11 protein-coding genes are annotated in these 11,638 nt (G+C 43.6%); 1 reads left to right on the forward strand and 10 read right to left on the reverse strand.

From position 1 onward, the window contains the following. Positions 1 to 5 precede the first annotated feature (5 nt). The 5 genes from ACXACS_RS11010 to cmoA all read right to left on the reverse strand — a co-directional run bounded on the left by ACXACS_RS11010 (position 6) and on the right by cmoA (position 4,802). Positions 6 to 1,229 (reverse strand): glycosyltransferase family protein, encoded by a 1,224-nt coding sequence (locus ACXACS_RS11010; RefSeq protein WP_474806535.1) that lies wholly within the window; start codon positions 1,227 to 1,229, stop codon positions 6 to 8. 12 nt (positions 1,230 to 1,241) lie between these two features. Continuing rightward, the gene (locus ACXACS_RS11015) at positions 1,242 to 2,051 is read right to left on the reverse strand and encodes an HAD-IIB family hydrolase (RefSeq protein ID WP_474806537.1); all 810 of its coding nucleotides are present in this window, start codon (positions 2,049 to 2,051) and stop codon (positions 1,242 to 1,244) included. After that, positions 2,048 to 2,920: a kinase gene (locus ACXACS_RS11020; protein WP_474806539.1), complete on the reverse strand. Its 873-nt coding sequence runs from the start codon at positions 2,918 to 2,920 to the stop codon at positions 2,048 to 2,050. The genes ACXACS_RS11015 and ACXACS_RS11020 overlap by 4 nt, the downstream gene beginning before the upstream one ends. Before the next feature lie 94 nt (positions 2,921 to 3,014). Then, complete coding sequence (gene cmoB / locus ACXACS_RS11025; RefSeq protein ID WP_474806541.1) at positions 3,015 to 4,013, reverse strand: tRNA 5-methoxyuridine(34)/uridine 5-oxyacetic acid(34) synthase CmoB; 999 nt, start codon at positions 4,011 to 4,013, stop codon at positions 3,015 to 3,017. 57 nt (positions 4,014 to 4,070) lie between these two features. Next, the gene (cmoA, locus tag ACXACS_RS11030; RefSeq protein ID WP_474806543.1) at positions 4,071 to 4,802 is read right to left on the reverse strand and encodes a carboxy-S-adenosyl-L-methionine synthase CmoA; all 732 of its coding nucleotides are present in this window, start codon (positions 4,800 to 4,802) and stop codon (positions 4,071 to 4,073) included. A 174-nt stretch (positions 4,803 to 4,976) separates the two neighbouring features. On the opposite strand from cmoA, the gene ACXACS_RS11035 reads away from it, so the two are divergent. Then, complete coding sequence (locus ACXACS_RS11035) at positions 4,977 to 5,612, forward strand: response regulator transcription factor (protein ID WP_179983573.1); 636 nt, start codon at positions 4,977 to 4,979, stop codon at positions 5,610 to 5,612. Between the two features lie 49 nt (positions 5,613 to 5,661). On the opposite strand, the gene ACXACS_RS11040 is transcribed toward ACXACS_RS11035, so the two are convergent. The 5 genes from ACXACS_RS11040 to purM form a co-directional block, all read right to left on the reverse strand. Continuing rightward, the gene (locus tag ACXACS_RS11040) at positions 5,662 to 6,360 is read right to left on the reverse strand and encodes a CAP domain-containing protein (RefSeq protein WP_474806545.1); all 699 of its coding nucleotides are present in this window, start codon (positions 6,358 to 6,360) and stop codon (positions 5,662 to 5,664) included. Continuing rightward, positions 6,344 to 8,806 carry an acyl-CoA dehydrogenase FadE gene (gene fadE, locus ACXACS_RS11045; protein ID WP_474806547.1) on the reverse strand — a complete coding sequence of 821 codons (2,463 nt, stop codon included), beginning with the start codon at positions 8,804 to 8,806 and terminating at the stop codon, positions 6,344 to 6,346. The genes ACXACS_RS11040 and fadE overlap by 17 nt, the downstream gene beginning before the upstream one ends. 384 nt (positions 8,807 to 9,190) lie before the next feature. Then, entirely contained in the window at positions 9,191 to 9,943 is a 753-nt protein-coding gene (locus ACXACS_RS11050) for a DUF3108 domain-containing protein (RefSeq protein ID WP_474806549.1), read from the reverse strand. Then, the gene (gene purN / locus ACXACS_RS11055) at positions 9,903 to 10,553 is read right to left on the reverse strand and encodes a phosphoribosylglycinamide formyltransferase (RefSeq protein ID WP_474806551.1); all 651 of its coding nucleotides are present in this window, start codon (positions 10,551 to 10,553) and stop codon (positions 9,903 to 9,905) included. The genes ACXACS_RS11050 and purN overlap by 41 nt, the downstream gene beginning before the upstream one ends. Continuing rightward, complete coding sequence (gene purM, locus ACXACS_RS11060) at positions 10,550 to 11,590, reverse strand: phosphoribosylformylglycinamidine cyclo-ligase (protein ID WP_474806552.1); 1,041 nt, start codon at positions 11,588 to 11,590, stop codon at positions 10,550 to 10,552. Before purM ends, purN begins: the two co-directional genes overlap by 4 nt. Positions 11,591 to 11,638 lie beyond the last annotated feature (48 nt).

Here is an 11,638-nt window from a genome sequence, read left to right on the forward strand (position 1 = left end):
ATTACTTACTCCATATATTCTGCAGTATCGGCTTCAACCGCTTCTAATAATCGTTCTAAAATATCTGGCACCGCACTGGTTACGCGGTTCCAGCTTGGTATAAACGGTGTTTCCATCGGGTTTTCTAAGAAATTTTGCCCCGCTTTCATAATATTGCTGGCGAACATTTCTACCGCTTTTTCTTCGCTATGAATGTCTAAGTTCAGTCCATTCATTACCGCGTCATTGTGATAAGTTTCTATAAAGTCTAGCGCAATTCTGAAATAGGTCGCTTTAATCGAACGGAACATTTCATTGCTAAATGTGTAGCCTTGCGTAGCGAGCTTTCTGAAAATTGCCTTTGTAATGTCGATAGACATTTTAGACAGACCGCCTTGGTCATTATTAAGCGAAAGGTCTTGGTGTTTATGGTCATAAATATCGCATATATCTGCTTGGCACAGACGATTGTGTGAATAGTTGCGGTGCATTTCCGACAACACGCCAATCTCTAAGCCCCAGTCACTTGGTATACGAATATCGTTTAATACATCTCTTCTAAACGAAAATTCGCCTGCAAGTGGGTAGCGGAAGCTGTCCATAAACTCTAGGTACTCGTTATCACCCATAATGCGTTTTAGTGCGCGAAGTAGGGGAGTAACCAGAAGACGTGAAACACGACCATTAATTTTGCCGTTCGCTACACGTGCGTAATACCCCTTACAAAATTCATAGTTGAACATAGGGTTAGCGACAGGGTAAATAAGCTTGGCAAGCAAGTCTTTGTTGTAAGTAACAATGTCGCAATCGTGTAATGCTACAGATTCTGCTCTGTTAGAGGCTAATACATAGCCCATGCAGTACCAAACATTACGGCCTTTACCTAACTCTTTAGGTGCTAGACCTTGTGCTTGAAGTTCTTCGTCAAGCGCTTTAAGACGCGGACCATCGTTCCAAAGTACTCTGTGATGCTGAGGTAGCTTTCCAAAGAACTTGAGCGCGTGTTTGTACTGTTCTTCATTGGCTCGGTCTAAGCCAATAACAATTTCTGATAAATAGGGAACGCCAGTGAGTTCGTTGACAATATGCGGAAGTGCATCACCTTCTAGTTCTGAAAACAGCGAAGGAAGAATAAGTGCCATAGGGCGCTTTTGTGCAAACTGTAATAGCTCTGTTTCTAACTCTTCGGTAGGACGACGAGCCAAGTTATGTAACGTAGTAACCACACCATTTTGATAAAAATCAGCCATGTGTCCTCCTGATCATAGGGATAATAATTGGGTAAGCATTTCGTTCCAGCCTTCAGGGCCGGTTAGGGTGCTGGTATAGACCTCTTCTTTTTTTACAGCTGGCGGAGGATTTACCGGTGATAAAATGCGAATTGGGACGTGCGCTGCTTCAAGCATTGCAACATCATTTTTACCATCGCCAAGGGCAATAGTCTTTACTTTAGTGGTATGTTGCTTTTGATATTCACTAGCCAGCCATTTTAGCGCTTGGCCTTTATCGCAATTACCTGAAATATGAATAAAACGGCCGCCCTCTAGTGGAAAGGCACCGCGATCTTTTACAACCTTTAAAAATCGCTGTTTCTCTTCGTCACTGCCCAACCATAAAACGGGTTCGCCGAACTGACGCTTAGCTGCAAGTGATGCAGAACGCTCGTCTAGGCCTGTACATTCTTGAATTTCTGCGTTCGACATTTTTGAGAATTGCTTGTATTTTCCCTCAAATTCGCTGCCAATTTTTTCCAATAATTTAATCCAGTAATTTTTATTGGATATAAACGCTTTACACCAATAGCCATCTATCCAAACCGTGCCACTAGGCTTTTGTTTAAAAAAGCCATGGGGGATGAAAATAGCAGCACCATTTTCAATAATAAACGGCCCATTTAAGCCAATTCGTTCACGTAATGGCTGTAATTCAGCAAAGGTTTTACTGGTGGTGGGAATAACGGGAATGTCTTGTGCTTCTAATGCCGTTAAAGCCGGTTTCGCCGCCTCAAAAGAGTAGGTATGGTGGTCTAACAGCGTGCCGTCCATATCGGTGAAAACAAGCGTTTTCGTCATCGTTTTACGTCCTGTTTAGTTATCGTTCTTGTTTCATCAAGATAAAACACGGTATCGCACTTTTCAGGCAAATGCGCTAATGCGTGTTCAGTGATGCGCTGATAGTGTTGCACAAAGTTTGCCACTTCTTCATCAGACATGACGCCGTCGCTATCAATGGAAGCTTTTTGGGCAAGTTTGTGTTCTTGTTCTAACCGCCATTGATAAACACAATCGAAACTGGGTGCTTTAAGCATGATGCGATAGTCAATTTTATCGAAGAGTGTTTGGTAATCACCCGCTAATTCAGTATTAACGAACGAACGCCAAATGCTTAGTGGATCTTCAACTTCTTCAAGGTGATTCACGGGTCGTTTTAATTCGTTCGACGCCTGAGGAGGCGCACCTACACACCATCCTTCTAGTATGATGAAATCAGGTGAAGATTCTATGACAGGCCACTGCTCTTGCGGGAATGGGTTATCTGTTGCCTTGTTAAAACGAGGTAGGGATGTTCGCGTTCCCTTGGCTAAACTACGAAGCGTATTTAAAGCTAAAGTTACGTCATGTGTACCCGGTACACCGCGTGTTGCGAGTAGCGGATGCACTTTAATTGCTAGCGCGTTTCGCTGAGATTGGTCGTAGTAAAAGTCATCAATAGACAGTGAAACAACTTGTTTATTATGTACTGATGAGAGGAAAGATTCGATAAAACTGGTCAGAGTAGATTTACCTGAGCCCTGACTTCCATTTATACCAACAATAAAGGGTTTTGTTGCACCTTCTTGGTGCTTTAGCAGCTGCTTACATAATGGTGTGAACCATTTTTGTGCAGTTTCTGCATAGCTACTTGGCAATTGGTGCGTCGTTAAAAAGCTATGTATATCCATGTTGTCACCTTAATCAATGCAGAATTCGCACGTTCTTCTTGATTAAGATAACAACATTTGTGCCAATCGGGTAACTTGGTAGGCACCCGAAGAGTTACTTCTTATTTGCTACGATTACGGCCCGTTGTGGTGCAGGATAACCTTCAATGGTGCGAGTAATATCTTCTTGATCGAGAAAATCTTTCAAAGATTGTGATTCCATCCATGACGTTGCACGTTGTTCGTCTAGGGTAGTGTGGTTAACATCCACAACGCGGATATTTTCAAATCCCAGGCGCCCTAGCCATACAGAAAGAGCGGCGGTACTGGGTAAAAACCAAACATTTCGCATTTGCGCATAGCGCTCACCGGCCATTAGTACAGTGTTTTCGTCACCATCAACAACAAGGGTCTCAAGTATTAACTCTCCACCTTTCCTTAGCTGATCTTTAAGCTGCTGTAGAAAGGCAATAGGATCTTTGCGATGATAAAGCACACCCATTGAAAATACAGTGTCAAAGGCTTTCAATGGCTGCATCTCTTCAATGCCCAATGGCAAAAAGTGGATGTTGTCACAGGGTGTTGTGGAATTACTGATAAATTGCTTAATGGCGTGAAACTGGATAAGAAACAATTGAGTAGGATCTATACCCACTACTTTTTCGGCCCCTTCACCAAGCATACGCCACATGTGATAGCCACTACCACAACCTACGTCTAAAACGTTTCGGCCTTCTAAAGAGGTAATGTGAGGCGCTACACGGTCCCATTTCCAGTCTGAACGCCACTCGGTATCTATGTGAATGCCATGCAGGTGGAAAGGGCCCTTACGCCATGGCATAAATTGTTTTAGCAAACCTTCTATTTGCTTTTGCGTATATTCGTCAACGTCGTCTTTTGTGCCTATCGAAACGCTCGATGAAAGGTCAACATGGCTTGGAGAGGTCGATGGCAGTTTTCCAAGCATCCGGCACCATTTATCAAATTCGCCGTGCTTTGCGTTTCGCTGCCAGTCGTCCATTTGAGCTGGAAGGGTTTGCAGCCAATGCGAAAGAGGGCTGTCTATCAACGATTTGTAGCAATCGTTAAACCAAGTCTGTTCTAGTTTACTCATAGTCTTCTTTATATGTATTGAAATCGAAATAACACGAAGCTTGAAATGCGCTAGTGCCTAACTTTTAATGGCGACCATGGACGTAAAGTTATAGCACTTGTACCACATCACTACATCTGTAAACCCTACTTTTTTCAGGCGCGTTTCATGTTCACTGAAGGTGTCGGTTAACATGACTTTCTCTAGCGCTGCGCGTTTTTGACTTACTTCTAGCTCGCTGTATCCATTGTCGCGTTTAAATTGGTGGTGTAAGTCTACAAGTAATTCGTTTCCATTGAGGGTAGGGTGACGAATTTTTTCTGACAATACTAAAAAACCGCCTGGGTTTAACCCATCGTAAATGCGCTTTAATAGTGCTTCGCGGTCAGCTGGTGGAATAAACTGTAAAGTAAAGTTCATTACAACCATGGACGCGTTACTTATCTCAATATCTTGTGCAAAGCCATGCTGGATAGAAATAGGATTTGGAAGTGAAAACGTTTGAACAACACGCTTACAGCGTTCAACCATGGCTTCAGATGCATCTACACCTATGATTTTACATGTTTCGCTAGGCAGCGCCCTAGCTACAGATAGACTCGCAGCACCTAAACTACAGCCAAGGTCGTAAACCACAGAATTTGAAGTGACTGCAGTTTTAGCCAATTCACCTATGGTGTGAACAATCGTTTCGTACCCGGGGACTGAACGCTGAATCATATCAGGAAACACATCAACGACAGACTCATCAAATTTAAAGTCATCTACTTTATTGAGTGCCTTTGCATAAATATTGTCGTGTTTCTTCACTGTGAATCTTCTATTAGCCAATTTGGGGCGCAATTTTACCGTCTGATACGTAAATGCCAATGGAAAACGCTAAATTTGTTAGTTTTTTACAGGATTTTTGGGTTTTAGGTCTTTTCGTTACTGGTCTAAAGTATTAATCTATAGTCATAATACAAAAAGGAAGCAGTAACGCTAATGACGAGAATTCTAGTAGCAGACGATCACCCATTGTTTCGCGAGGCATTGAGCGGCGCGTTGGAACCTTACTTTGAAAATGCACAAATAATTCAAGCCGGAAGTTTGGACGATGCATTAGCAAAACTTAACGAATTCGACGGCGTTGAACTAGTGCTTCTTGATCTTAACATGCCAGGCGGTGAATATTTTAACGGCCTTATCACATTACGCGAACAGTATCCAAACATCCCTATCGGTGTAGTCTCAGGTAGCGATACGGTAGAAGTGGTAGCACAAGTGATGAGCTTAGGCGCACAGGGTTTCATCCCTAAAGTATCGCAAACGCGAGAAATTGCACAAGCTATCGTAGATATCATCGGCGGTAAGAAATGGCTTCCAGAAGGTATGGAAGAAGAGCTTGAAAAAGTTGATGATGAATTGAAAGTGTTACTTCAGCGCTTCCGTGAGCTAACGCCAAAACAAATTCAGGTGCTTTCGTACTTAAGAGCCGGTTTGATGAATAAGCAAATTGCTCATGAAATGAATGTTACTGAAGCAACTATCAAAGCACATATCAGTGCCATACTGCGTAAACTAGAGATTAATACACGTACGCAGGCTGTGTTATTAATGGATAAGCTTCAGCTTAGCTAAGCGCACTTCACTTTAAAAAAACCGGATGATTCATCCGGTTTTTTTGTCTCTAAAATTTTGTCTTTAAAGTAATGTTGCCGTTCTTGGTCACTATGTCTAAACCTTTATCAGGTACATGATCAAACTTCTTTTGGCGTTTCAAGAGTAACGTCGCTGATGAGTTATCGTCTTCTAAAGAAGTCGCATTGTCCGCTAACTTAGTAACATAAATCGCCCAATATTCAACATGCGGTGTTGAATAGTCTTTATGAAACGCGATACCGATTTGGTCTTGTTCTTCATAAAACGGAAGTTCGCCTAATAAGTGCTGTCGATGAGAGGTGGATTTTTTTAACGCATACCAAACATCATCAGCCGTAGTGTACCCGCCCGCTAACGCTTCAACTTGGTTGCTCATAGCCTTACCATAATAGTCAGGTAGAGAGAGCCCCGCATCTCGAATGCGAGTGTTAGGGCTACCACCTAAAAAATGTGAAACTAGGCCTCTATCGGCCATATCTTTGACTTTAACTTCAGCTAATTCAACGAGTGTAGGGTTGCACTGCAACAGATTGCGTTTTTGACCTTTATCGTTAGCAATAAGTAAAGACAAAGCTTGTGCTTGCTCAGTACTACCGCAGGTTGCTGGGTTGGCGAAGCTAGTACTTTGTGCAGTCAGAGCAATCAGCGTAGCTATAATGATTTTTTGACAAAAAAGGCCGCTTTCGCGGCCTTTTTTTCTAGGGTTTGAACTAAGCAGCTTTACCACCTCGTTTCTTAGTAGCTGACGTTGAGTTAACTTTAGCTACTAACTCTTCGTGATCGAAATCATCAACGTTGATGGTGCGAAGTCGTCCTGCTTCCGTCTTGCGTAGCAAGTTCGCTTCTTCTTCGTTAATAACATCTTCAGCTAATGCCTCATCAGCCAGTACGTCTAATCGAGTGAACGGTAGCTTGGCTTTCTTGTGCTTACAAATGCGCTCGAAGATAGGTTCACTTGCTAATACATCGTCAAGTGTTTGTTCTAGGTCGCCAAACAAACTGCCTTCCTCACGAGTTAGATACTGGCCATAGCCTAAACGGCTACGGGCAGTTGAAGGCGTTTGAAGCATTTGCGCAATAGCGTGCTCTGTTTTATCAGAAGGCTTGCCAATACGACGACCAAAAGGAATAACCATAACGCGAAGTGCTGCCGCAATTGCACGATTAGGGAAGTTCGCTAAGAAGTCATCAATTGCAGTTTCAATGTCGTGCAACGTGGTTTGCATCGCCCAATGAAGAAGCGGAAGATCTTCTTTCAAACGACCTTCTTCGTCAAAGCGCTTCAAAGTAGTGCTACCCATGTAAAGGCCACTTAAAATGTCACCTAAACGCGCAGACAAACGCTCGCGACGCTTAAGGTCACCGCCAAGTACGCCCATAGAAACATCAGTAAGAAGTGCTAGGTTAGCGCTATAGCCTTGAAGCAATTTATAGTAATGCGCTGTTTCATCAGTAAATGGCGCACTGCTAAACGCACCATTGGTTAACGAGAACCAAATACTGCGCACTGTGTTAGCAACTGCAAAACCGATATGACCGAATACTGCCTTATCAAACGCTTGAAGGGCCTCTTTCTTGTCTTCGATAGATGCAGCTTCAATTTCCTTAAGCACATAAGGGTGACAACGCATTGCGCCTTGACCAAATATCATCATGTTACGAGTAAGGATGTTCGCACCTTCAACCGTAATTGATACAGGTACGCCTTGATAGCCGCGGCCCAAGTAGTTATTTGGCCCAAGCATTACGCCTTTACCACCGTGAACATCCATCGAGTCGTTGATGACTTGACGCATTTTCTCAGTTAAATGGTACTTACAGATTGCCGAGATAACAGAAGGTTTCTCGCCTAGGTCAACACCCACTGTTGAAAAGCGCGTTACGCCATCCATTAAGTAAGCATTACCACCAATACGCGCAAGCATTTCTTCAACACCTTCCATATGACCTACCGGCATACGGAACTGACGACGAATACGTGCATATGCACCGGTTGCAAGTGAAACAGATTTTGCGCCACCAGCAGCAGAAGAAGGCAGGGTAATACAACGTCCTACTGATAAACATTCTACAAGCATGCGCCATCCGCGACCCGCCATCGCTGGACCACCGATAATGTAATCGATAGGTACAAAGATTTCTTCACCCTTGATAGGGCCATTTTGGAATGGCGTATTAAGAGGGAAATGACGACGGCCAATTTCTAGACCTTTAGTGTCGCGAGGGATAAGCGCACAGGTAATACCCGGCTCTTTATTATCGCCAAGAAGGCCTTCAGGATCTTGAAGTTTGAAAGCAAGGCCGATTACTGTAGCCACAGGTGCAAGAGTGATATAGCGCTTGTTAAAAGTAAGGCGCATACCCAGTACTTCTTCACCGTTCCATTCGCCTTTACAAACAACACCAACATCTGGAATTGCGCCAGCATCTGAACCTGCTTCAGGACCAGTTAATGCGAAACACGGAATTTCTTCACCCTCTGCAAGGCGAGGTAAATAGTGATCTTGCTGCTCTTTAGTACCATAGTGCTGCAGTAGTTCACCCGGGCCTAGTGAATTTGGTACACCAACTGTGCTTGATAGCACCGCACTTACACCGGCCAGCTTTTGTAGGACACGTGATTGCGCGTAGGCTGAAAATTCAAGACCGCCATATTCTTTCTTGATGATCATGGCGAAGAATTTGTGTTCTTTTAAGAACTGCCAGATTTCAGGAGGTAGGTCTGCATCTTTGTGGTTTATTTGCCATTCATCGACCATAGAACAAACTTTGTCACAAGGGCCATCTAGGAACGCTTGCTCTTCTGCGGTTAAGCGGCCTTTAGGAATGCGATGAAGCTTGTCCCAGTCTGGCTTACCGCTAAAGATATCGCCGTCCCACCAAACGGTACCCGCATCAATAGCTTCTTGTTCTGTGCTCGACATTTCCGGCATAACCTTGCGATAGAAGGCTAGCAACTTTTTAGAGATGTGCTGTTGTCTGATATTAGCAAGTGTGAACGGCAGTGTTAAAGCAAGGAACACTACCCAGCCTAGCAGGCCGATATCACCGAAAAGGGTGCCTAAAATCATAACACCTGCGCCCATGGCAACAGCCGTTACCAAGCTGGTACGCTGATAGCTAGCAATCGCTAGTGTCAGAACGACCAGTAAAAACCATATAAAATCTGCCATACTTCACTCCTGAAAGGCGTTAAACGTTACGCTTGTCATATTCTCGATGCTGTAAAAACGCTTCAAAAAAAGTCGTTAGCGATCGAGGTCTGACCAGCATGCTGTAAACCTATTATTTAATAGGGCAAAGATCAAGATTTTTACATGAATATTCTATTAACAACGACATAAATAATAGGGTAGTGGACCTCACTACTTATAAGTATAGACGTTACTTATATAACGTGATTGGAAACGTGAATTACGTTATCTATATGGTGCTTACCGCAGTTAGGTTACGTCGCAATTTGTTAATAAAAAAAGCACGCCTAAATCTAATTTAAAGCGTGCTTTTTTAATATTTAAATAAGTTGTTACAAAGAGAGCTGGAGCGCTTTAGCTCACTTACAGTGTTTCAAACGACTTTAGCTTGATATCGCCTTGCTCATCGCCTTCTTTAAACTGCTGAAGTCTGACTAGCGTATAGTTAAGCGAAGGTGCGAACCATGCAAAAGTTTCACGTTTCTTAGAGTCACGAATAAGCTTCACTTTTACCGTTTCTATTTTTCCGAAAGGTAACGATAACACTTCTTCATCTACAACTTGAACGCCGTAGTGGCGTAGCTCGCCGCGGTAGTTAACAAAGTTATAGTCTAGAGACGTTTTACCTTCGGCTAGCTGCTTGGCCAAATCTATTCGATAAATTTGATTATCAAATTCACCGTTCCATTCAAAGGTCTCGCCATTTTCGACTTTAATCTTCCCTTGACCTTGTTGACTAAACGTAACTTTGAGCTCTTTATCCGGCCCAGTTCCCGAGCGGTTATAGTAATACTCAGAAGGTACAACCGTATCTTCGCTTACCGTGAAGATCGAGTGCTCGCTACGCTTATCTGATAAGAAAAACTTCGAGACCTTGGAGGTGTAAATTAATGAATATTGTTGGTTGCCTAACTTTGAAAGCTCAATATTCGCCTCGCCTACATCGTCACCCCATTTGTAAGCGGTATACGTAGCCTTGTAAGGCTGAAGCGGAAGCTCAGCTTTCTCTGCACTGGACGTTGTTTGCGCGTTTCCGGAGAGGGATATCGCAAACAGTGCACCAACAGCAAAAGGCTTAATCGCTTGCATAACCAGATTCTGGTAGTTCTTGCTCATCTAAAACTGCCTTATTGTTTCGCATCGTTAATCGACCAGCACTAAACCATGATAGTACTAGCGGATAGATGCGGCGTTCTTGTTCTTGAACACGCTCAGCCAAGTCGCTAGCTGTATCTTCATCAAATACAGGCACACGACTTTGAATGATAACCGGACCACCATCAAGCTCCGGTGTAACAAAGTGCACACTTACACCGTGCTCTTTATCTCCATTGTCGATGGCTCGCTGATGCGTATTCAAACCTTTGTACTTCGGCAACAAAGATGGATGAATGTTCACTAATTTTCCAGCAAAGCTATCGACGAACTCTGGAGTTAAGATGCGCATAAAGCCAGCAAGTACAACACAGTCAGCGCCAAAAGCATCAATTTGTGCTTTAAGTGCTTCGTCATAAGACTCGCGAGTATCAAAATTAGTGTGATCGAGGCACACGGCTTCGATCCCTGCTTCTTTAGCGCGCTCAAGACCATAAGCGCTAGGGCGATTGCTAATTACGCCGCTGATTTTAGCGTTAAGACGCCCGCCTTTTATTTCATCAATAATGGCCTGCAAGTTACTGCCATTACCAGAAATAAGTACGCATATTTTAGTTACACTACTACTCACGCGTTGATCTCTACTTGCTCTTCGCCGTCTTTTGCAGCGATGTCACCAATAACCCACGCATTTTCACCCTGTTGCTTAAGGATGTTTAGGGCTGCATCGGTATCGCTTTCGTCAACAACGATAACTAAGCCAACACCACAGTTGAAGGTGCGGTACATTTCATGACGCGTTACGTTACCGTTTTCTTGAAGCCAAGAGAAGATAGCAGGCCATTCCCACGAACTTTCATCAATTACCACTTTCGCATCTTCAGGAAGTACGCGAGGGATGTTTTCCCAGAAGCCGCCACCTGTTATGTGTGAAATTGCACTAACTTGAACCTCTTCAAGCAAAGCCAATACCGACTTAACGTAAATGCGAGTAGGCTCAAGCAACTGGTCAATGATTGGCTTACCGTTTAGGTCTGCATTTACATCAGCGCCGCTTACTTCGATAATTTTTCTTACTAACGAGTAACCGTTTGAGTGAGGGCCCGAGGAACCTAACGCAATGAGCTTTTGGCCTGGCTTAACGTTCGTGCCGTCAATAACGTTATCGGCCTCAACTACACCAACGCAGAAGCCCGCAATGTCATAATCGCCATCGTGATACATACCAGGCATTTCAGCGGTTTCACCGCCTATAAGTGCACATCCTGCCTGTTCACACCCTGCACCAATACCAGTAACAACTGAAGCCGCAACGTCAACATCAAGCTTACCTGTTGCGTAATAGTCTAGGAAAAATAGCGGTTCAGCACCTTGCACTATTAGGTCGTTAACACACATTGCTACAAGGTCAATGCCTACACCGTCATGACGATTCGCATCCATTGCCACTCTTAGTTTAGTACCTACGCCGTCAGTACCTGAAACAAGTAGCGGCTTTTTGTATTTTGTAGGTAGTTCGCAAAGTGCACCAAAACCACCCAAATTACCTTTTACTTCTGGTCTGTGGGTTTTCTTGGTAACTGATTTGATGCGTTCAACAAGTTGATTGCCTGCATCGATATCTACGCCTGCATCTTTGTAACTTAAAGAGGTTTTATTTTCGCTCACGGTTGGGCCCTGAAACTAAGAGGTAGAAAACCGCGGATTCTACCAGCA

This window comes from Alteromonas sp. AWM4_230 (assembly GCF_056158305.1).

Coding starts and splice junctions, on each gene's coding strand:
- ACXACS_RS11010 (WP_474806535.1), bottom strand. CDS start 1,229: ATGGCTGATTTTTATCAAAATGGTGTGGTTACTACGTTACATAACTTG.
- ACXACS_RS11015 (WP_474806537.1), bottom strand. CDS start 2,051: ATGACGAAAACGCTTGTTTTCACCGATATGGACGGCACGCTGTTAGAC.
- ACXACS_RS11020 (WP_474806539.1), bottom strand. CDS start 2,920: ATGGATATACATAGCTTTTTAACGACGCACCAATTGCCAAGTAGCTAT.
- cmoB (WP_474806541.1), bottom strand. CDS start 4,013: ATGAGTAAACTAGAACAGACTTGGTTTAACGATTGCTACAAATCGTTG.
- ACXACS_RS11035 (WP_179983573.1), top strand. CDS start 4,977: ATGACGAGAATTCTAGTAGCAGACGATCACCCATTGTTTCGCGAGGCA.
- fadE (WP_474806547.1), bottom strand. CDS start 8,806: ATGGCAGATTTTATATGGTTTTTACTGGTCGTTCTGACACTAGCGATT.
- ACXACS_RS11050 (WP_474806549.1), bottom strand. CDS start 9,943: ATGAGCAAGAACTACCAGAATCTGGTTATGCAAGCGATTAAGCCTTTT.